21 protein-coding genes are annotated in these 19,648 nt (G+C 61.2%); 17 read left to right on the top strand and 4 right to left on the bottom strand.

The features are described from left to right. Nucleotides 1-73 precede the first annotated feature (73 nt). The 6 genes from RE4_RS08970 to RE4_RS08945 are packed head-to-tail and all read left to right on the top strand — an operon-like array spanning nt 74 to nt 5,653. Nucleotides 74-1,672, top strand: coding sequence for an FAD-binding protein (locus RE4_RS08970; RefSeq protein ID WP_020906142.1), 1,599 nt, complete (start codon nt 74-76; stop codon nt 1,670-1,672). A 3-nt stretch (nt 1,673-1,675) separates the two neighbouring features. After that, the gene (locus RE4_RS08965) at nt 1,676-2,461 is read left to right on the top strand and encodes a 2-keto-4-pentenoate hydratase (RefSeq protein ID WP_003945480.1); all 786 of its coding nucleotides are present in this window, start codon (nt 1,676-1,678) and stop codon (nt 2,459-2,461) included. Between the two features lie 8 nt (nt 2,462-2,469). Further along, complete coding sequence (locus RE4_RS08960; protein ID WP_060938441.1) at nt 2,470-3,372, top strand: acetaldehyde dehydrogenase (acetylating); 903 nt, start codon at nt 2,470-2,472, stop codon at nt 3,370-3,372. Beyond that, on the top strand, nt 3,369-4,412 hold the full coding sequence (dmpG, locus tag RE4_RS08955) for a 4-hydroxy-2-oxovalerate aldolase (RefSeq protein WP_020906144.1): 1,044 nt from the start codon (nt 3,369-3,371) through the stop codon (nt 4,410-4,412). Before RE4_RS08960 ends, dmpG begins: the two co-directional genes overlap by 4 nt. A gap of 3 nt (nt 4,413-4,415) precedes the next feature. Then, the gene (locus RE4_RS08950) at nt 4,416-5,168 is read left to right on the top strand and encodes an SDR family NAD(P)-dependent oxidoreductase (RefSeq protein WP_060938440.1); all 753 of its coding nucleotides are present in this window, start codon (nt 4,416-4,418) and stop codon (nt 5,166-5,168) included. Further along, on the top strand, nt 5,165-5,653 hold the full coding sequence (locus RE4_RS08945) for a VOC family protein (RefSeq protein WP_020906146.1): 489 nt from the start codon (nt 5,165-5,167) through the stop codon (nt 5,651-5,653). The genes RE4_RS08950 and RE4_RS08945 overlap by 4 nt, the downstream gene beginning before the upstream one ends. On the opposite strand, the gene RE4_RS08940 is transcribed toward RE4_RS08945, so the two are convergent. Then, nucleotides 5,640-7,247: an FAD-dependent monooxygenase gene (locus tag RE4_RS08940; protein WP_060938439.1), complete on the bottom strand. Its 1,608-nt coding sequence runs from the start codon at nt 7,245-7,247 to the stop codon at nt 5,640-5,642. The genes RE4_RS08945 and RE4_RS08940 overlap by 14 nt on opposite strands. A 141-nt stretch (nt 7,248-7,388) precedes the next feature. Here RE4_RS08940 and RE4_RS08935 point away from each other — a divergent pair, with 141 nt between their 5' ends. Further along, complete coding sequence (locus tag RE4_RS08935; protein ID WP_060938464.1) at nt 7,389-7,865, top strand: HIT family protein; 477 nt, start codon at nt 7,389-7,391, stop codon at nt 7,863-7,865. 82 nt (nt 7,866-7,947) lie between these two features. Here the strand turns inward: RE4_RS08935 and RE4_RS08930 are convergent, their stop codons facing one another. After that, nucleotides 7,948-9,381 carry a DUF1254 domain-containing protein gene (locus tag RE4_RS08930; RefSeq protein ID WP_020968429.1) on the bottom strand — a complete coding sequence of 478 codons (1,434 nt, stop codon included), beginning with the start codon at nt 9,379-9,381 and terminating at the stop codon, nt 7,948-7,950. Between the two features lie 318 nt (nt 9,382-9,699). On the opposite strand from RE4_RS08930, the gene RE4_RS08925 reads away from it, so the two are divergent. The 6 genes from RE4_RS08925 (at nt 9,700) to RE4_RS08905 (ending at nt 14,249) form a co-directional block, all read left to right on the top strand. Then, nucleotides 9,700-10,875: an alkane 1-monooxygenase gene (locus RE4_RS08925; RefSeq protein ID WP_003945652.1), complete on the top strand. Its 1,176-nt coding sequence runs from the start codon at nt 9,700-9,702 to the stop codon at nt 10,873-10,875. Continuing rightward, complete coding sequence (locus RE4_RS30645) at nt 10,872-11,042, top strand: rubredoxin (RefSeq protein WP_081098331.1); 171 nt, start codon at nt 10,872-10,874, stop codon at nt 11,040-11,042. The genes RE4_RS08925 and RE4_RS30645 overlap by 4 nt, the downstream gene beginning before the upstream one ends. Nucleotides 11,043-11,072: 30 nt before the next feature. Continuing rightward, complete coding sequence (locus tag RE4_RS08920) at nt 11,073-11,264, top strand: rubredoxin (protein WP_060938438.1); 192 nt, start codon at nt 11,073-11,075, stop codon at nt 11,262-11,264. After that, entirely contained in the window at nt 11,264-12,520 is a 1,257-nt protein-coding gene (locus tag RE4_RS08915; RefSeq protein WP_060938437.1) for an NAD(P)/FAD-dependent oxidoreductase, read from the top strand. The genes RE4_RS08920 and RE4_RS08915 overlap by 1 nt, the downstream gene beginning before the upstream one ends. 74 nt (nt 12,521-12,594) lie before the next feature. Further along, nucleotides 12,595-13,221 (top strand): TetR/AcrR family transcriptional regulator, encoded by a 627-nt coding sequence (locus RE4_RS08910; RefSeq protein ID WP_007734097.1) that lies wholly within the window; start codon nt 12,595-12,597, stop codon nt 13,219-13,221. 194 nt (nt 13,222-13,415) lie between these two features. After that, entirely contained in the window at nt 13,416-14,249 is an 834-nt protein-coding gene (locus RE4_RS08905) for a hypothetical protein (RefSeq protein WP_020906154.1), read from the top strand. A 73-nt stretch (nt 14,250-14,322) separates the two neighbouring features. Here RE4_RS08905 and RE4_RS08900 read toward each other — a convergent pair whose 3' ends face one another. Together RE4_RS08900 and RE4_RS08895 are read right to left on the bottom strand one after the other, a co-directional pair. After that, nucleotides 14,323-14,694, bottom strand: a complete 372-nt coding sequence (locus tag RE4_RS08900) for a hypothetical protein (protein ID WP_007734099.1) — start codon at nt 14,692-14,694, stop codon at nt 14,323-14,325. 2 nt (nt 14,695-14,696) lie between these two features. After that, nucleotides 14,697-15,857 (bottom strand): 3-ketosteroid-9-alpha-monooxygenase, oxygenase component, encoded by a 1,161-nt coding sequence (locus RE4_RS08895; protein WP_003945847.1) that lies wholly within the window; start codon nt 15,855-15,857, stop codon nt 14,697-14,699. 195 nt (nt 15,858-16,052) lie between these two features. Here RE4_RS08895 and hsaA point away from each other — a divergent pair, with 195 nt between their 5' ends. Genes hsaA through hsaB form a run of 4 tightly spaced genes read left to right on the top strand, consistent with a single transcriptional unit; the run spans nt 16,053 to nt 19,600 of the window. Then, nucleotides 16,053-17,228, top strand: a complete 1,176-nt coding sequence (gene hsaA, locus RE4_RS08890) for a 3-hydroxy-9,10-secoandrosta-1,3,5(10)-triene-9,17-dione monooxygenase oxygenase subunit (protein WP_020968432.1) — start codon at nt 16,053-16,055, stop codon at nt 17,226-17,228. A gap of 10 nt (nt 17,229-17,238) precedes the next feature. Continuing rightward, nucleotides 17,239-18,117, top strand: coding sequence for a 4,5:9,10-diseco-3-hydroxy-5,9,17-trioxoandrosta-1(10),2-diene-4-oate hydrolase (gene hsaD, locus RE4_RS08885; protein ID WP_019746906.1), 879 nt, complete (start codon nt 17,239-17,241; stop codon nt 18,115-18,117). Further along, a complete protein-coding gene (gene hsaC / locus RE4_RS08880; RefSeq protein WP_060938436.1) occupies nt 18,117-19,019 on the top strand; it encodes an iron-dependent extradiol dioxygenase HsaC in 903 nt (300 codons plus the stop codon). Before hsaD ends, hsaC begins: the two co-directional genes overlap by 1 nt. Beyond that, nucleotides 19,016-19,600: a 3-hydroxy-9,10-secoandrosta-1,3,5(10)-triene-9,17-dione monooxygenase reductase subunit gene (gene hsaB, locus RE4_RS08875; protein WP_003945677.1), complete on the top strand. Its 585-nt coding sequence runs from the start codon at nt 19,016-19,018 to the stop codon at nt 19,598-19,600. The genes hsaC and hsaB overlap by 4 nt, the downstream gene beginning before the upstream one ends. Nucleotides 19,601-19,648: the final 48 nt, after the last annotated feature.

Here is a 19,648-nt window from a genome sequence, read left to right as displayed (position 1 = left end):
TCTGCCAGGAAGTATTTCCGGACGTTGTCATTGATAACGAAACACGTTGCAGTGAGATTGAGGATGGTGCGGTGTGACCTGGGATACTTCGGTTGACGTCCTTGTGGTCGGGTTCGGTGTGGCGGGCGCCAGTGCGGCGCTCGAAGCGGTAGCGGCCGGTTCGTCGGTTTTGGCAATCGACCGAGCACTCGGTGGTGGGGCCAGCACGATTTCCGGAGGAATCTACTACGCCGGCGGCGGCACCGTGATTCAAAAGGAAGCCGGTGTCGAGGACAGTCCCGAAGCCATGCTCGCCTACCTGAACCGCGAGGTCGGTGACGCGGTGACGCCGCAGACCCTGCGCCGGTTCGTCGACGAGAGCCCGGCGTCGATCGACTGGCTGCGCAGTCACGGTGTGCCGTTCGAGGCCTCACTCTGTCCGTACAAGACGTCGTACCCGAGCAACAAGCACTACCTCTACTTCTCGGGTAGCGAATCTGCCGGCGGGTTCCGTGACATCGCAAAACCTGCTCCTCGCGGCCATCGCGCCAAGGGGCGTGGCACGTCGGGAAAGATGCTCTACGGCCCGCTCGCGAAGTCCGCGGAGGCCAAGGGCGTCCAGTTGCTCGGCCAGACGAGAGCGGACCGGCTGATCATCGAGGACGGCCGGGTGATCGGCGTCGAAGTACTGACTCTTCGTGACGCACCTGCCGGAGTTCGTCGGCGTCACGCGACGCTCGGGTCCCTGTCCTCCAAGCCCGGCGTCTACGCACCGCAGTTGCGCACGATTCTCGACGCACTCATCGCGAAGATCGAGAAGAAGCACGCCAAGCGGATTCGCATCCAGGCGCGCGGCGGCGTGATCCTCAGCGCCGGCGGCTTCGTGTCCAATCGCGAGATGATGCGCACCCATGCCCCCGCCTACAAGGGCGGTATCCCGCTCGGCACCTCCGGGGACGACGGCAAAGGCATCAACCTCGGTATCGAAGCCGGGGGAACCACCGACAAGCTCGGCAATGTTTCCGCCTGGCGATTCATCGTCCCGCCGAGTGCTTTTCTCGGTTCCATCCTGGTGGGTGAATCCGGTGCGCGAATCGTCGACGAGTCACGTTACGGTGCCGCTCTCGGTCAGGCGATGGCAGAGAAGAGCAACGGAATCGGTTGGCTGCTGGCAGATTCCGAACTCGTTCGCGAAGCGAAATCGCAGATCAGTGACCAGTCGATGTGGTTCCAGCGGGTACAGACCACTGGCATGATGCGTACCGCAGTGCGTGGCAACACCATTGCCGAGGTCGCCCGTAAAGCGGGGATAGACGTCGCCGGCCTTCAAGCCACCGTCGACGCGCACAACTCCGCTGCCGCTGCCGGACAACCTGATCCGATGGGCAAACCGTCGGACTTCGTCAGGCCGATACTGTCTGCGCCGTTCACGATGTACGACGTCTCGATCAAGCCCAACATGATGAATCCGTGCCCGATGCTCACGCTCGGTGGATTGGTGGTCGACGAATCGTCCGGCATGGTGAAAAACGAGGCCGGGGAGGGTATCCCTGGCCTGTATGCCGCCGGCCGTACCGCCGTCGGTATCTGTTCCAACTCGTATGTGAGCGGCTTGTCGCTCGCCGACTGCGTGTTCTCCGGACGACGAGCCGGTCAGCATGCAGCCGCATTCTCCACAGTCGGAAAGGCCTGAACGATGCTCTCGACGCAGATCCGCGGCGAACTTGCCGACCATCTTGATTCGGCGGAACGGGATCGCGCTCCGATCAGCCCGCTGATCGCCACGTATCCGGACATCGACGTCGTCGACGCCTACGAGATCCAGCTCATCAACATCAGGCGTCGTGTTGCCGGTGGCGCAAAGGTGGTCGGACACAAGGTCGGGCTCTCGTCACTGGCGATGCAGCAGATGATGGGCGTCGACGAGCCAGATTACGGTCACCTGCTCGCCGAGATGGAAGAGTTCGAGGACCGTCCGGTCGACACGTCGCGCTTCTGCTTCCCACGCGTCGAGGTGGAGGTCGCCTTCATTCTGGGAGCAGATCTGCCGGGCGCCGGGTGCACCGAACAAGACGTCATCGACGCCACTGTCGCCTATGCGCCGTCCATCGAGTTGATCGACAGCCGGATCAAGGACTGGAAGATCGGCCTCTCGGACACCATCGCGGACAACGCGTCCTCCGCCGGGTTCATTCTCGGCAAGGAACGAGTTCGCCCGTCGGACATCGACATCAAGGCGATCGATGCGGTGCTGACCTGCAACGGCGAGCGGATTGCGGAGGGGCGCAGCGATGCGGTTCTCGGGAACCCGGTCACCGCTGTCGCATGGTTGGCGCAGAAGGTCGACACGTTCGGAGTTCGGCTCAAGGCCGGCGACATCGTTCTGCCGGGTTCGTGCACGCGAGCGATCGACGCTCATCCAGGCGACAACTTCCGAGCCGAGTTCAGCGGCCTCGGTTCCGTCTCTCTTCAGTTCACGTAGGAGTAGTCATGACCAAGGCAAGTGTGGCGATCGTCGGATCGGGAAACATCAGTACCGATCTGTTGTACAAACTGCAGCGTTCCGAGTGGCTCGAACCGCGATGGATGATCGGAATCGATCCCGAGAGTGAAGGATTGGCGCGCGCCCGCAAGATGGGACTCGAGACCTCCGCCGAGGGTGTCGACTGGTTGCTGAACCAGGCGGAGAAACCGGACCTGGTCTTCGAGGCGACGTCGGCATACGTGCACCGCGAGGCAGCACCACGCTACGAGGCCGCCGGTATCCGTGCCATCGACCTGACTCCGGCCGCGGTCGGCCCGGCTGTGGTTCCGCCCGCGAACCTGCGTGAGCACCTGGACGCACCCAACGTCAACATGATCACCTGCGGTGGGCAGGCAACCATTCCGATCGTCTACGCGGTATCGCGTGTCGTCGACGTGGCGTACGCCGAGATCGTCGCCTCCGTTGCATCGTTGTCCGCCGGCCCGGGAACTCGCGCGAACATCGACGAGTTCACCAAGACCACCAGCCGCGGTATCGAGACCATCGGCGGCGCACAGCGCGGTAAGGCGATCATCATCCTCAACCCCGCAGACCCGCCGATGATCATGCGCGACACAATCTTCTGCGCTGTCCCCGAAGACGCCGATCAGGCCGCGATCACCGACTCCATTCACCGTGTCGTCAAGGACATCCAGCAGTACGTGCCCGGCTACCGGTTGCTCAACGAACCGCAGTTCGACAAACCGAGCGTCGTTTCCGGTGGCTATGCAACGGTCACCACGTTCGTCGAGGTCGAAGGCGCAGGCGATTTCCTGCCGCCGTACGCGGGCAACCTCGACATCATGACGGCAGCAGCCACCAAGGTGGGCGAGGAAATCGCCCAGAAGCTTCTGAGTGTGAAGGCATGAGCGACATGATTCATTTCGATTCGAGCTGGGACATCCGCGTCACCGACACGTCACTGCGCGACGGCTCCCACCACAAGCGTCATCAGTTCACCGTCGAAGAAGTACGAGCCATCGTCGGTGCCCTCGACGGAGCCGGAGTGCCGGTCATCGAGGTCACTCACGGCGACGGCCTCGGCGGGTCCTCCTTCAACTACGGCTTCTCGAAGACTCCCGAGCAGGAACTGATCAAAGCTGCAGTCGAGACGGCGACCAACGCGAAGATCGCCTTCCTGATGCTGCCCGGGTTGGGCATCAAGGACGACATCGTCATCGCGCAGGACAACGGTGCGTCCATCTGCCGCATCGCAACTCACTGCACCGAGGCCGACGTATCCATCCAGCATTTCGGCCTCGCGCGTGAGCGCGGACTCGAAACAGTCGGATTCCTCATGATGGCTCACTCGATTCCGCCGGAGAAGCTGGCCAAGCAGGCTCGCATCATGGCCGACGCGGGTTGCCAGTGTGTGTACGTGGTCGACTCGGCCGGCGCGCTGGTACTCGAGCAGGTATCCGATCGCGTCGAGGCGCTGGTTCAGGAACTCGGCAATGACGCTCAGGTCGGCTTCCACGGCCACGAGAACCTGGGCCTGGGCGTCGCCAATTCCATTGCGGCAGTTCGTGCGGGAGCCAAGCAGATCGACGGTAGTACCCGTCGGTTCGGTGCCGGCGCCGGCAACGCCCCGGTCGAGGCCTTCGTCGGTGTTTGCGACAAGATCGGCGTCAAGACCGGTATCGACTTCTTCGCCATCGCCGATGCAGCCGAAGATGTTGTGCGCCCGGCAATGCCGCAGGAATGCCTGCTCGATCGTCAAGCGCTGATGATGGGCTACGCCGGCGTGTACTCGAGCTTCCTCAAGCATGCCGAGCGTCAGGCCGAGCGGTACGGAGTGTCGTCCGCGGAACTGTTGGTGCGCGCAGGCAAGCGCAAGTTGGTCGGCGGCCAGGAAGATCAGTTGATCGACATCGCGCTGGAACTCCAGCGCGAAGCAGCGGCTTCCTAGCCCATGGCAGACGTACTGGCCGGGAAAGTGGCCTTGGTGACCGGCGCGTCCTCAGGGCTGGGGCGCGCCGTCACCGAGATACTCCACAGCAGGGGCGCACAGGTTTTCGGTATCGCCCGCGACAAGGAGAAGCTGCGGCAGTCGATGGTCGAGGTGGTCGGCGCGGACGGTGAGCGTCGTTACGCGGCGACGGACGTCTCGGATTCTGCTCAGTGTGATGTGGCCGTGCAAGCGTGTGTCGACGCGCTCGGTGGTATCGACATCCTCGTCAACGTGGCGGGATCGCACTCGCTTCGTCATACGGCGGATATTGCGGATTCCGAATGGGCACATGACCTTGCGGTCAATCTGAACGGACCGTTCTTCCTTTCCCGCGCAGCACTGCCGCACTTGCTGGAACGGGGCGGCAACATCGTCAACGTCTCCTCGATCGCGGGGCTGGAAGGGCAGGCGTACTCGGCTGGATACTGCGCTGCCAAGCACGGACTCATCGGACTGACCCGAGCGATGGCGATGGAGTTCACCGGAAAGTCTCTGCGTGTCAACGCAATCTGCCCCGGCGGCATGATGACTCCTCAAGTCACCGGATTCACCTTCCCCGACGGAGTCGACTTCGATCTCGTCATGAAGGTTGCGTCGCCGCGTGGCTTGATGGAAGCCGAGGACGTTGCGAAGATGGTGGCTTTCGTGGCCTCCGACGACGCCTCGGCGATACACGGGGCCGTTTACTCGGTCGACAACGGAAAAATGGCATGAACCCGTTGGTCTCGGGACCGATCTTCCAGATCTGCTGGGTGGTCGAGGACATCGAGGCTGCCGAACAGGAGTTCACTCGGCAGTGGGGAGTGGAGCGGTGGCTGCGTATGCCAGGCATCGTCTTTGGCCCCGAGACCACAACGTATCGCGGGGAGCCCGCGGACTATGTCGTGCACGTGTCGATCGGATATGCGGGCAGCCAACAGCTCGAGCTGATCCAACCAGTATCCGGACGCAACCTGTACACGGAGTTCCTGGAGACTCACGGCGTCGGAGTTCATCACATGGCTTGGGTTCCAGACGATTACGAGGCGACGTTGCTAGAGGCCGAGCGTCGCGGAATGTCGGTGGTGCAACAAGGTCGGGTAGAGGGCGCCGGCATGGAGTTCTCCTACCTCGATGCCGGGCCATTGGGTGGATACGTCGAGCTGATGAAGCTCTCACCCGAGATCCGGTTGATGTTCGCTTCGCTCATTCCTGATTGACGGCAAACACTTTCGCGAAGTAGTCGGAAACGTTCTCCGGGTGACCGCGGAATCCGAGGTAGCCGTCGGGGCGAATGACCAGCGCCGCCGTACCTTCGACCCCATACGCGGCGCATAGCTGCGAGTCGTTGTCCTCGATGATCGGCACCAACGAATCGACGGTCACGGTTCCCGGTGGCACTATCGCGTAGACGTCCAACATGCGGTGCGCTGATCGAATGGCGGCGTCGGCGACCTTCTCGAGGCTGTTGATGCTCTCTGCGGATCCGTCCGAAGTCAGCAGTAGCGTGTGGTCGACTCCGGACAGCAAGTCGAACAACCGAATTGGATACTGCACACCGTCTCGGCGCATTCCGCGGGCATCGGGTGCACGCTCGCCCGGTTGAACGTGTGGACTCGAAGAATCACGCCCGGTGTTCAGCGGACTCTCCGAGTAGTCGATCAACAATTGAGCCTGGCGCCGCATTGCCGTGTCGATGGAAGACTCTCCCGAACCGATTCCTTCTCGAGCATTTCGGACGGTCATCCCGACGACTTCTTCACCGACCGGACGTCTTTCGGCATCGTAGGTCCGGAGAAGATCTGTTGTTGCAACGCCTTTGACGGCGAGCGCTACCTTCCATGCGAGATTGTGGGCGTCCTGGATGCCGGTGTTCATGCCCTGCGCGCCAGTCGGGGGATGGATGTGCGCGGCGTCGCCGGCGACAAAAACCCGTCCGCGACCGTAAGCGTCGACGATGCGGTGGCTGATGCGGAAGACCGAGGACCATCGCAGCATCGAGGCGGTTGTCGGTTCTGGGGACAGTCTGTCGAGCACAGCCTGGATGTGATGGAGTTCAGGTGTCTTGCCGGTTGAAAAACCGTGTTGTACAGAGGCTTTGTTCGACGATTCGTCCGGCATCAAATCGTCCGGAACGAGCATCGACATGCGGTACCGCTTGTGTCCGGGAAGTGGGATGCAGACGAGTAGGTCGTCGGTGGTTCCGTCGTCGGTGGTGTGGTTGGCGCGGACGGAGTAGCCGCTGGGGATCGACCAGTCGACTTCGACGTCACCGAGCATGTAGCTTTCCGCAAACGCGCCGCCCTCGAAGCTCAGGCCAAGCCCTTTGCGGACCACGCTGTGAGCGCCGTCGGAACCCACCAGATACTGGACATTCACGGTGCTGCCGTCGCTGAGTGTGCAGGTGACGGCGCCGTCGGATTGTTCGAATGCGGTGAGACCGACTCCGCGTTCGACGGTTGTCCCCAGCTCGGCGAGGCGCTCGGTGAGGATGCGCTCCGTCGAGTACTGGGGGAGGCAGAGGAACCAGTAAGGAACGTCCTCGGGGAGCGTGAGGTCGACGCGGGCGACCTCGACGCCGTTCGTGTACATGATCTGACCGCGCATCAGTGTCGAGGCGTCGAGTGCATGGCGGAGCACCCCCATGTTCTCGAAAAGTTCGAGAGTGCGTGGCTGAATCCCGACGGCTTTCGCGTATTGCCGCGGTTCGTCGAGGGGGTCGACTATTCGACAGGAGATGCCGCGTCTGCGCAGCTCGATCGCGGTGGTCAAACCGATCGGGCCGGCGCCCGCTACCAATACGTCGGTATCCATGAGGACCCACTCACGTCGGGGACAGTCGGTCATTTCAGTATGGGTAAGCGAACTTTTGTTTTGGGGAAATTGACCCAAATCGGAGATCTGGGGGGTTTTCTGCATGGATCGAAGACGTTGGGATCGTGGGAAGATCGCGAGGTGAGGGCAGACGAGTTGCATCATGAGCCGCCGGGGTACCGCTGCCCGTTCTGTCGCTACGCGCTCGGCGAGTTCGACGAGCACAACGCGTCGACCGACCTCGTCGCCCGAACCGACAACGTAATTGCTCGGATTTCCCCGAAGTGGTGGCCGGGCAACCCTGGCCACGTACTTGTGTCACCGATCGAACACTTCGAGAATCTCTACACTTTGCCCACGAGCGTCGGGCACTCGGTGTTCGACCTGGTTCAGGCTGTGGCTGTTGCAATTCGTGAAGAATACGGCTGTGACGGTGTCTCGACCAGGCAGCACAACGAACCGGCGGGCAACCAGGACGTCTGGCACCACCACGTCCACGTATTTCCGCGCTACGAGGACGATCGCCTGTACTCCCGGCATGGCGAGGCTGCATACGTTTCACCCCAAGCGCGAGCGCCTTACGGCGCACTGCTGCGCGCTCGATTTTCTGAATGCTGAGCCAATACGCGCTCGGCCGAGTGCTGGGGCAGGCGGAGGAACCGGGTAGTGAATTCGCGAAATGGCCATTTCCGCGTAGGCGTCAGCGTATCGGCTCGAGATCACCTGGCGTCCATGTCTGGTCGAAGAATGGCTTGCCAGGGCCGTAGAGACGAAGGATCACGAAGTAGCCCTTTCCCGGCAGAGTTCGGAGCCAGTTCGTCTCGTCTGCAGCGTTCGGCTTGGTCGGCCCGAAGTAGATGTCGTGTGACCCGTCGGGGTTGATCGTTGGTTTGTCCATCGTGTTGACCGAGGGGAAGGGTTGTCCGTTGTCGAGGCCGGACGCGGTGACGCTGTCGTAGAGAGCAACTGACCAGAAAAGCGCCGCGGGCAAGTCCGGAGGTAGATGAAGTGAGTACGAGTTCCCCCCGTCCAACCAGTTTCCTTCGGAATCTTTCATAGTCGCCGGGTACTTTGCGCCCTTGTCGACGATGTTCACGACCATGCCAGGTGAGTTGGAGTACGCCGCAGTGAAGAACGCACCGCGCTGCTCGAGATTCGTGAATGTGCCGCTCGATTGGAACTCGGTATTCTCACCGGCAAAAGTGTTGACCCACGGTTGATTTGGATAGTAAGTGCCCCCCGGTTCGAGTGCCAGCAAGCTGGTCACGGTCACCTTGGACATCTTGAACGCTGTGCGAGCGGCCTTGTCGAGAAGTTCTCGGTCGTCAGGAGTGGGATCGAATGCTTTTCCCTTTTCGATTCCGAGTGTGTGGAGAAAGCCGCGCAGGTCAAGGTCATAGGGGTCCACGGCCTCACTCTGGATGAACCTGTCGAGCATCTCGAAGTAAGTGCCGTCCTGTGGAAAGAGCATGTTGCATTCCACCCCTGAAGCGCGTGGGAACTGCATGGGTAACGCGCCGTCCTTCTGTCCGAGGGGATAGATGACGGTGCTCTCGATCCGGTTGACAGCGGGAGACAAATCGGCGGGATCGGCGAAGAACGCACGCCAGAAAAGGAATACGTTGTTCGTGCGTGAGCGGTAGATGTATCCCTCGGCCGGTTCCGGCCCGGAGTACCCGGGTGGCAACAGCACGTATGTCGCACCGGATCCGGCGTCGGGCCCCGCCAAGCCGACATCACCTTTCCAAGTGTGTCCCTCGATAGTGGGGCCGACGATGGGACGTTGCCAGAAGTCGTCGAAAATCCCCTGGACTCCCGCCGGGGCCTCGACGACCAAAGGGCCGTATTTGTCGAGATCGAGATATCCCATGGCATAAACGACGTCGAAGTTCGGGGTTGTCACGAGAGTCTTTGCATCGATTCGGTTTTGCCATATCGGGAGGACATTGTATCCGGCACCGAACGTCGATTCCGAACCCTCTTTCATCGCCCAGATGTTGATCGCCGGCAATGACCACAGATAGCTCTGTACGGCTCGTTGGAACACCAACTCGTTTCGCAACGAGATCGAAGTCTCGCGAGTCGGGAATCCGGTCTCGAACTTCGAGTCCGCCAAGTCGTCGTAGTGCCCCATCGTCGATCCTCTCGCTCGGTCGCGGCGTGGCAGTGCGCGCCGACTTCGACCACACAATCACGGTTGGAGCGCTGGGGGATCGCCCGTCAAGGATGAGAACTGCGCTCTGGCGAGCGGATCGACCGGGGATTCCGAAGGCGACACCTGGCCCTCCCCGAGCTTCCAGCGTGTACAAATCAGCATGTTTGTAAAACTTTTACCTTCAAAATCGTTGACAAAAGACCGCAATTTGTCCACTCTCTATACATAGATGTTGTTCGTGTCGCGGGTTGCCGCGCAGGACGCACTCACTGATCCGAACGAGAACTGGAGAATTCGATGGCGGCGTTGGTGTACACCGAGCCAGATGGTCGGCTCGCAACTTGGAGAGACCGGAAACGCTACTTGTGGCTGTTGGCGCTGATTCCGTCATCGGCAACTTTCATCGCCGTGGGGCTTGTTACCGCCACCGGATGGAATGTCTTCTGGTGGACCGGCCCACTGATTGCGTTCGCTCTCATTCCCGTCATCGACATCCTGGCGGGTGAGGACGGGAAGAATCCGCCCGACGAGGTGATCGACGAACTCGAGAACGACCGCTTCTACCGGTGGTGCACCTACGCCTATCTGCCGCTGCAGTACACGGCCTTCTTCCTGTCCTGCTACATCTGGGCACGTTGGGATTTGAGCGTTCTCTCCAATATCGGACTCGCAGTGACGATCGGTGTGACGGCCGGAATCGGCATCAACACAGCCCATGAACTCGGGCACAAGAAGGAGAGCGTCGAGCGCTGGTTGTCCAAAATCGTTCTCGCACAAAGTGCTTACGGTCACTTCTACCTCGAGCACAACCGTGGCCACCATGTGCGAGTGTCGACTCCGGAAGATCCGGCGACCTCGCGCTTCGGTGAGACCCTCTACGGTTTCTGGCCGCGCAGCGTCGGCGGGGGATTGAAGTCGGCGTGGCATCTCGAGAAGACCCGCTTCGAGCGTTTGGGCACCACGCACTGGAGCATCAAGAACGACGTGCTCAACGCCTGGCTCATGTCTGTAGTCCTGTTCGGTGTCGCGCTTGCAGTATTCGGGATCGGCATTGCGCCGTACCTCGTGATCCAGGCCTTCATCGGGTTCTCGTTACTCGAAGCGATCAACTACCTCGAGCACTACGGACTCCTGCGTCAGAAAACCGCAAGCGGACGGTACGAGCGATGCACGCCGGCACACAGCTGGAACAGTGATCGCATCTGCACCAACGTCTTTCTCTATCACCTGCAGCGACACAGCGATCATCATGCGAATCCGACACGTCGCTACCAGGCGCTTCGCAGTATGGAAGAGGCCCCTCAGCTCCCGAGCGGCTACGCCAGCATGATCATGCTCGCAACAGTCCCGCCCCTGTGGCGCAAGGTGATGGACCACCGCGTTCTCGAGCACTACCGAGGTGACATCACTCAGGTCAACATCGCGCCGAAGAAGCGCGCCAAGATCCTCGCGGCCTACGGGGTGAATGCATGAACGCCTATATCTGCCCGATCTGCGACTACACGTACACCGAATCGACAGGCGCTGCGCGAGAGGGCTTTCCGCCTGGCACGCCGTGGTCGAGTATCCCGGACGATTGGTGTTGTCCCGACTGCGGCGTCCGCGAGAAGATCGACTTCACTCTCGTCACACAATCCTGATCGAAATACCCACCGGCGAAGGGAAAACCGATGTCCGAGACTGCCACTACATACAAATTGTTCCGCTGCCTCCAGTGCGGGTTCGAATACGACGAAGCGATCGGCTGGCCCGATGACGGTATCGAGCCGGGTACTCGCTGGGACGAGATTCCCGAAGACTGGTCCTGCCCTGATTGTGGTGCTGCCAAAGTCGATTTCGAAATGGTGGAGGTGGACCGCTGATGACAGCGGTCAGCGAGCCCGACACACGCACCGTCGTGATCGTGGGCACGGGCATCGCCGGTTCCGGTGCGGCGCAGGCCCTGCGCAAGGAAGGGTTCGGCGGCAGCATCATTCTGATCGGCAGCGAACCGGAGGAGCCGTACCGACGTCCGGCGCTGTCGAAGGAACTACTGTCCGGGAAAGCGTCGATCGATCGGGTTCGGTTGCGGCCGTCGACTTTCTGGAACGAGCAGGGTATCGACCTTCGGATCGGCGTGACTGTCACGAGAATCGACACAGATTCCCGCACCATACATTTAGCCGACGGTGACGGCGTCGACTACGACGTTCTGATTCTTGCCACGGGTGGACGGTCCCGACGGTTGACCGCGGAAGATTCCGAGCGCGTTCACTATCTTCGGGATATCGCAGACATGCGACGCTTGCAATCCCAGCTGATCGAAGGATCCTCGCTACTGGTGGTCGGCGGTGGCTTGATCGGATCGGAGGTGGCATCAACGGCACGTGACTTGGGTTGCAGTGTGCAGGTTCTCGAAGCGCAACCGTTGCCCCTGTCCAGGCTGCTTCCACCGTCGATAGCGGAGAAGATCGCCGCGCTGCACAACTTGGCCGGCGTCGCCTTGCAGACGGGGGTCGACCTCGAGACGCTGACGACAGGTGTCGACGGTGTCACCGCACGTGCGCGTGACGGGCGTGAGTGGACTGCGGACTTGGCCGTCGTCGCAATCGGATCCTTGCCCGATACCGATGTGGCTGCTGCTGCGGGTATTGCGGTGGACAACGGGATTTCGGTCGACCGATACCTCCGGACCTCCGTCATTGATGTGTACGCGATCGGCGATGTGGCCAACGTGCCCAACGGTTTTCTCGGCGGCATGCACCGCGGCGAGCACTGGAACACTGCGCAGGACCACGCCGTCGCAGTTGCCAAGAGCATCGTCGGGAAGGCGGAACCTTTCGAATCCGTGCCGTGGAGTTGGTCGAACCAATTCGGCCGCAACATCCAGGTAGCCGGTTGGCCAGGTGCCGACGACACCGTGATCGTCCGAGGAGACTTGGACTCCTATGACTTCACTGCGATCTGCATGCGCGACGGAAATGTCGTCGGCGCTGTGAGCGTGGGCCGGCCGAAGGACATTCGCGCCGTCCGAACCCTTATCGAACGCTCTCCGGACATCAGCGTCGACGTACTCGCTGATACAAATAGGGATCTGACCGAACTTGCGGCGGGTCTTGTCGCCTCACCGGTGCTCTGAGTGTTCTCGTGACTTCTGTGGCTTGCGTGTCCACCGTTTTGACACCGAGCACGGGCGATGGAAATCTTCCCGATATGTCCACCGCTCGTGCCCGTGTCCCGTACCACGAGGCAGCTCGTCAACTCCTCCGTGCGTCAGCGCTCGACGCCACACGCGAACTCTTGACCGAGAAATCGTGGAACGACATCACGATGGCGCATATCGCCGAAGCTGCTGGTATGAGCCGGCAGACGTTGTACAAGGAGTTCACGTCCCGCCAGGGATTGGCGTCCGGATACCTCATCCGTTTCGTCGACGAGTTTCTCGAAGAAGTGGAACGCGAAGTAACGCTGCATCATTCGGATCCGCGGGGCGCGGTCTCGGCAGCCTTCCGTGCCTTCTTCGACGCCGGTGCCCGGGACCCGATGGTGGTCAGCATTGTCGGTCCCCGGCCGCAGCACGACCTGCTGAGCTTGGTCACCACCGACGGGACTCCACTGCTCGAACATGCGAGCGCGAGGTTGGCCGAGATCTTCATGACCAGTTGGGCGAACGTCGACCGCATCCATGCCGAGATGTTCGGCAGCACGATAGTGCGTCTGGCGATCAGTCACGTGACGTTGTCCTTCGGTACTCCAGATCAGATCGCCGAGAACCTGGGGGAGATGTTCGGGCCGTTCCTCGATCAGGTCATCGGTTCGGGCACAGTCGAACCGAACTGAGCCGACAGGATCGATACGGTTTCCGAGCTAGGACGGAAGTTCGATCGAGACTGATCGCCGTAGTTCTTTGGTGGGAAGTTTCGCCGATATGTGTGAATCCAAGTCCCGCTTCTCGGTAGCGTGCCGGACGTGCGTCGAGGTGCAGCCCGTGGGCGGCTCTCGTCAGATTCCGTCAACGGTGGAGGGTTTCGAAGATGAAGAGCCGCAATAAGTTTCGAGTTATGTCGACAGTCGCGCTAGTTGCAACATTTGTCATGGCCGGTGCAGGTGTGGCAATTGCCGACGAATCATCGTCAGGGTCTTCCGGCAGCGGATCGCTCGGTTCCTCCGGTGCGGCAGAGGTTGATCCGTTGACCTTCGACGGTTGGGGCACGTGCCCGATCGAGGATCTCGAGGTGACGACGTGCGCCAGCGTCGTAGTTCGCGGAGGGACCATGAAATTGGGCGCGCTCTCGGTGCCGATCCCGGACGGAAGTCTCAAGGTTGCGGGTGGCGTGAAATACGCGACCCAGCCGGACAACAGTTTCATCGAGACGTTCGTCGCCAAGCAGGACGGGTCCAACGGGGTCTATTCCAATCCGATTTCGGTACCCGGAGGTGCTCTCGGGATCGATACTCCGCTGGGACTGACTCAGATCAGCGCGACGGTGGAATCGGTGGGAGTCCCGGATCTGAAGGTTCTCGAGCAGGAACTCACCATGCCTGTTCGATTGAAACTGTCTAATCCGTTGCTCGGTGACGATTGCTACATCGGTTCGGTTTCGAATCCGATCAACCTTCACCTGACCACAACCGGAAACCCTCCGTCGGAACCTATCGGTGAGTTCCCCGGTGCAGTGTTCCCGGCAGTCCCACATTCGGATGCTGTGTTTGCGGCGCCGGGAGCGAGCGGATGTGGACCGCTCGGTGCGCTCAACTGGGCGGTGAATCTACGCGGGGGAGTGCCGGCGGCCAGCGGAAAGAACTCTCTCACCACGTCGAGCGACGTCTACGCGGTGGCCGCACGAAAGGTGCGACCGCCTGCCTGACGGACGCACAGTCGCTGGAACGTAGGACGAGGGCCGACCCGTGGTGGGTCGGCCCTCGTTCTACACAATCAGGTCAGCTGACCTCGGGATCACGGACCGTGATGGTGCCGTCCCTTACTGCGTCGGCGATGCTGTCGTGCAGTTTCGGGCAACCGTCTTTCAATGCCGTCGACTGTCCGGAAGCAATGGCCTCTTTGAAGGTGTGGCAACGCAGCGCCGGGTCGGAAGTCCACTGAACACTGGTGTGCTTGTACGTGTTCTTGCGAACAAGTACGCAGGCACCGCATGCCTTGCAGTCGACTTCCTGCAGACCCGAGTCGAGGTATTCGTGCTTGTCCTCGATCGTCTGGGCCGCGATCGCCTCGAGCCGTTCCGTTTGCCCGGCAAAGTCCGGTGCCTTGGCCCAGCGAGCCCACCGTGCGTCGGTTCCGATCGAGGCGCTCACGATTAGACCTCTGCTTCTTTCTTTGCCGCTTCTGCTGCAGCTTCCTTCTCGGCCTTCTGGCGTGCGAGGTTTTCCTCGACCTCGGCGTGCCAGGCTTCGTTTGCCTTGGTGGTGTCCACCTCGAACTCGAAGCGCTGCGTCATCTTCTCGGTGACGTCGGCCTTGTCCACGTAGAACTGCTCGTACCAGCGTCGTAGCTGGTAGACGGGGCCGTCTTCTTCGCAGAGAAGGGGATTCTCGATCTTGGTCTTGTTCTTCCAGATCGCGACGTCCTGCAGGAAGCCCTCGCTGATGCCCTCGGTGAACTTGCCGGCCAACTTGTCGGCCATCTCGTCGGAGACACCCGTCGGCTTCTTGACCGTCACGCCCCACTGCAGCACGAACGAGTCCGGGCTGATCGGGTAGTGGCAGTTGATCAGAACACTCTCGACCTCGTATCCGCTGTAGCTGTTCCACAGGGGATTGACCATGTACGACGGTCCGTAATACGCAGCTTCGGAGCGAAGCAGCGTGTCGCCGCCGTACTGGGAGGCCATTCCGATGTCGGGACGGCCAGTGGTGTTGAGGTACTGAGTGGCGATCTCACCTTCGAAGACGTTCTTGAAGTACGTCGGGAAGGCGTAGTGGATGTAGTAGAAGTGCGCCATGTCGACCACGTTGTCGATGATCTCGCGGCAGTTGGATCCCTCGATGACCATGGAGTTCCAGGTCCAGTCGGTCCATTCGTCGCTGTACGCACCCTCGATTCGAGGAATCACGATCTCTTCGGGCGGCGGATTGCCCTCGGGGTCGTTCCAGACGAAGAGCTGACCGTTCTGCTCGAGGGTCGTCCACGCGCGGGTGCGTGCGAGCGGAGGCACGCGGCGGGCATAAGGAATGCCGGTGCACTTTCCGTTGCCGCCCCAGCGCCAGTCGTGGAAGGGGCAGGCGATGGAATCGCCCTTGACCTCGCCTTGTGTGAGGTCACCGCCCATGTGACGGCAGTATCCGTCGAGAACTTTGATGTCGCCCTTGCTGTCGGCGAACACCACGAGCTTCGTACCGAAAGCCTCGATCGCGTGCGGTTTGCCGTCCTTGAAGGTCTTCAGTAGACCCAGGCAGTGCCAACCGCGGGCGAAACGAGTTTGCACCGTTCCGACGTCGATCTCGCGAATCTGCGCCATTGTGACCTCACATCCCTTCTAGCTGTTAGTAGAACACGTTATAGAACTCGATCCGGTTCCGCCAGATTTTGGGGGCACTTGTTACAGCATTGCGGCCACAAACGGGACCTTTGTCAGCGTCTCGACAGAAAAGAGAACGTGTTCTAGTCTCAAGTGTAAGTGAACCAACCGATCGAGGAAGACGGGAGCGTCGAAGTGGGTAACCATGACAGCCACGAGGTGATGCAGAGGCTCGACGCACTACTGCCGGCACTGCGCGAGCGCGCACAGGAGACCGAGGATCTGCGTCGTATCCCCGACGAGTCCATCAAGGGACTCCAGGAAACAGGCTTCTTCCGCTTGCTGCAGCCGAAGCAGTGGGGCGGGTACGAAGCCGATCCGGTGCTGTTCTACTCCGCAGTCAAGAAGATCGCCAGCGCGTGCGGTTCCACCGGGTGGGTCTCCTCGATCATCGGCGTACACAACTGGCACCTCGCCCTCTTCTCTCAGCAGGCGCAGGAAGACGTGTGGGGCAACGACACTGACGTGCGCATCTCGTCCTCTTACGCTCCGATGGGTATGGGTGAAGTAGTCGAGGGCGGATACAAGGTCAACGGTGCGTGGGCGTGGTCCTCGGGTTGTGACCATGCCAGCTGGGCCGTTCTCGGTGGTCCGGTGTTCAAGGACGGCCGCGCAGTCGATTTCGTGAGCTACCTGATTCCTCGCGAGGACTACCAGATCGACGACGTGTGGAATGTGGTCGGCCTGCGTGGAACCGGCTCCAATACCGTTGTGGTCAAGGATGTTTTTGTTCCCACGCATCGCGTGCTGAGCTTCCGGGCGATGAGCGAATTGACCGCCCCGGGCCTCGAGAAGAACACTGCACCGGTCTACAAGATGCCGTGGGGAACCATTCACCCCACAACGATCTCGGCGCCGATCGTCGGAATGGCTTACGGCGCTTACGAAGCGCACGTCGAGCATCAAGGCAAGCGTGTTCGTGCTGCGTTCGCCGGCGAGAAGTCGAAGGACGATCCGTTCGCCAAGGTGCGTATCGCCGAGGCGTCCAGTGACATCGACGCCGCGTGGCGTCAGCTCTCCGGCAACGTCGCCGACGAGTACGCGTTGATCCTTGCGGGCGAAGAGGTTCCGATGGAATTGCGTCTGCGCGCTCGACGTGACCAGGTGCGCGCCACTGGCCGTGCGATCGCCTCGATCGACAAGCTTTTCGAGAACTCCGGTGCCACCGCACTGCAGAACGGCACTCCGATTCAGCGTTTCTGGCGCGACGCTCACGCTGGTCGCGTCCACGCCGCGAACGATCCCGAACGCGCATACGTCATGTTCGGAACCGGCGAATTCGGTCTGCCGATCACCGACACGATGGTCTAGAGGAGGCTCAGTGACAACTACCGAAGAAGCTCTCACCTACGAGTCCACTTCGCGGTTCGCGCAAGTGCGCCCCGATCTGAAACTGCACTTCCACGAGGCAGGCGTCGGAAACGACAAGACCATCGTGCTGCTGCACGGCGGTGGCCCAGGCGCGTCGTCGTGGTCGAACTTCGCCCGCAACATTCCGGTGTTGGCGAAGAACTTTCACGTCATCGCCGTCGATCAGCCCGGTTACGGGCAGTCCGACAAGCCGACGGAGCATCCGCAGTACTTCGTGCACAGTGCGTCGGCGCTCAATGATCTTCTGGATACGCTCGAGATCACCGGTCGCGTTGACCTGCTGGGTAATTCGCTCGGTGGTGGCGCTGCTGTTCGCTTTGCGCTCGACTACCCGGACCGTGCGGGTCGCCTCGTTCTGATGGGCCCCGGCGGTCTCAGTGTCAACCTGTTTGCGCCGGACCCCACCGAGGGCGTCAAGAACCTCGGGAAGTTCAGCTACCAGCCCACACGGGAGAACCTCGAAGCGTTCCTGCGGATCATGGTCTTCGATCAGAAGCTGATCACGCCGGAACTCGTCGACGAACGCTTTGCTGCCGCCAGCACTCCCGAGTCGCTGGCTGCGGCCAAGGCGATGGGTAAGTCCTTCTCCAGCGGTGACTTCGAGCTTGGCATGCTCTGGCGCGAGGCGTACAAGCTTCGACAGCGTGTGTTGCTGATCTGGGGCCGTGAGGATCGGGTCAACCCCCTCGACGGCGCACTGGTTGCGCTCAAGATGATCCCGCGCGCGCAACTCCACGTCTTCGGCGGTTGCGGTCACTGGGCGCAGCTCGAGAAGTTCGACGAATTTAACCGGCTCGCAACCGACTTCCTGCTCGACGGAGGTAAATGATGGGTATTCGATCTCTGGCGTACATGCGCATCGGGGCCACCGATATGGCCGCGTGGCGCGAATACGGACTCAAGATCCTCGGAATGATCGAGGGCAAGGGCGTCGACGCGGAATCGCTGTATCTGCGTATGGACGACTTCCCGGCGCGTCTTGTCATCGTTCCGAACGGCACGGATCGTCTGCTCGTCTCGGGTTGGGAAACCGCGAATGCCGCTGAGCTGCAAGATATCCGTGACAGGTTGTCGGCAGCCGGTGTTCCGTTCAAGGAAGGCACGGCGGAGCAGCTCAAGGACCGTCGCGTCGTCGAGATGATCGCGTTCGAGGACACCTCGGGCAACTCCCTCGAGGTGTTCCACGGAGCTGCTCTCGAACACCGCCGGATCGTGAGCCCGTACGGGCACAGGTTCGTGACGGGCGAGCAGGGCCTCGGCCACGTTGTGCTCACCACCGACGACGACGATGCTTCGCTGCGGTTCTACCGCGACGTACTCGGATTCAAGCTTCGCGATTCGATGCGTCTGCCTCCGCAGATGGTCGGCCGGCCCGCGGACGGCGACCCGGCGTGGCTGAGGTTCCTCGGCTGCAACCCGCGTCACCACAGCTTGGCGTTCCTGCCGTTGCCCAACCCGACGGGCATCGTGCATTTGATGCTCGAGGTGGAGAACTCCGACGACGTCGGACTGTGCCTCGACCGGGCACTGCGCAAGAAGGTCAAGATGTCGGCGACTCTCGGCCGCCACGTCAACGACGAGATGCTCTCGTTCTACATGAAGACTCCGGGCGGGTTCGACATCGAATTCGGTTGTGAGGGGCTAGAGGTCGAGGACGAAAACTGGATCGCGAGGGAAAGCACGGCCGTGAGCCTGTGGGGTCACGACTTCACGGTGGGAATGAAGCCGTGAGTTCGCCCGACGCGTCGGTGAGTGCGGAGCAGGCTATCGATCCACGCCAGTTCCGCACGGTTCTCGGGCAGTTCTGCACGGGTATCACCATCATCACGACAGTCGACGACGGCGAGCCGGTCGGGTTCGCGTGCCAGTCTTTTGCCGCCCTGTCACTCGACCCGCCTTTGGTGTTGTTCTGCCCCACCAAGGGTTCTCGGTCGTGGGCGGCAATCGAGCGGACCGGGAAGTTCGCCGTCAACGTGTTGGCGGAGGAACAGCAGGCGGTGTGTGCTCGTTTCGGGTCGCGTGAGCCGGACAAGTTCGCGGGTATCGATTGGACGCCATCACCGTTGGGGTCACCGATCATCGACAAGTCGCTTGCCCACATCGACTGCACGGTGGAAACCGTCCACGACGGCGGCGATCACTACGTCGTCTTCGGCCGTGTGTCGTCGATGAGTGAGATCAAGACCGAACGCCCGCTGCTCTTCTACCGCGGGCAGTACACAGGCATCGAGCCGGACAAGACTGTGCCGGCTACCTGGCGTGACGATCTGGAAGCGTTCCTGACGACCACGACAGAAGATACCTGGCTGTAGGGGCACCCCCTGTGCGCCTTTTTGGTAGTGGTAACTACCAAAAAGGCG

It is taken from the genome of Rhodococcus erythropolis NBRC 15567, from assembly GCF_001552595.1.
In the GTDB taxonomy this organism is placed as follows: domain Bacteria; phylum Actinomycetota; class Actinomycetes; order Mycobacteriales; family Mycobacteriaceae; genus Rhodococcus_F; species Rhodococcus_F erythropolis.
This window is presented reverse-complemented; position numbering and strand designations above follow the sequence as displayed.

Excerpts from the sequence above, each read along its gene's own strand:
- RE4_RS08915 (WP_060938437.1), top strand. The coding sequence starts at position 11,264 with ATGACAGCGGTCAGCGAGCCCGACACACGCACCGTCGTGATCGTGGGC.
- RE4_RS08920 (WP_060938438.1), top strand. The coding sequence starts at position 11,073 with ATGTCCGAGACTGCCACTACATACAAATTGTTCCGCTGCCTCCAGTGC.
- hsaC (WP_060938436.1), top strand. The coding sequence starts at position 18,117 with ATGGGTATTCGATCTCTGGCGTACATGCGCATCGGGGCCACCGATATG.
- RE4_RS08945 (WP_020906146.1), top strand. The coding sequence starts at position 5,165 with ATGAACCCGTTGGTCTCGGGACCGATCTTCCAGATCTGCTGGGTGGTC.
- RE4_RS08895 (WP_003945847.1), bottom strand. The coding sequence starts at position 15,857 with ATGGCGCAGATTCGCGAGATCGACGTCGGAACGGTGCAAACTCGTTTC.
- dmpG (WP_020906144.1), top strand. The coding sequence starts at position 3,369 with ATGAGCGACATGATTCATTTCGATTCGAGCTGGGACATCCGCGTCACC.
- RE4_RS08960 (WP_060938441.1), top strand. The coding sequence starts at position 2,470 with ATGACCAAGGCAAGTGTGGCGATCGTCGGATCGGGAAACATCAGTACC.
- RE4_RS08905 (WP_020906154.1), top strand. The coding sequence starts at position 13,416 with ATGAAGAGCCGCAATAAGTTTCGAGTTATGTCGACAGTCGCGCTAGTT.
- RE4_RS08965 (WP_003945480.1), top strand. The coding sequence starts at position 1,676 with ATGCTCTCGACGCAGATCCGCGGCGAACTTGCCGACCATCTTGATTCG.
- RE4_RS08925 (WP_003945652.1), top strand. The coding sequence starts at position 9,700 with ATGGCGGCGTTGGTGTACACCGAGCCAGATGGTCGGCTCGCAACTTGG.
- RE4_RS08930 (WP_020968429.1), bottom strand. The coding sequence starts at position 9,381 with ATGGGGCACTACGACGACTTGGCGGACTCGAAGTTCGAGACCGGATTC.
- RE4_RS08950 (WP_060938440.1), top strand. The coding sequence starts at position 4,416 with ATGGCAGACGTACTGGCCGGGAAAGTGGCCTTGGTGACCGGCGCGTCC.
- RE4_RS30645 (WP_081098331.1), top strand. The coding sequence starts at position 10,872 with ATGAACGCCTATATCTGCCCGATCTGCGACTACACGTACACCGAATCG.
- RE4_RS08910 (WP_007734097.1), top strand. The coding sequence starts at position 12,595 with ATGTCCACCGCTCGTGCCCGTGTCCCGTACCACGAGGCAGCTCGTCAA.
- RE4_RS08940 (WP_060938439.1), bottom strand. The coding sequence starts at position 7,247 with ATGGATACCGACGTATTGGTAGCGGGCGCCGGCCCGATCGGTTTGACC.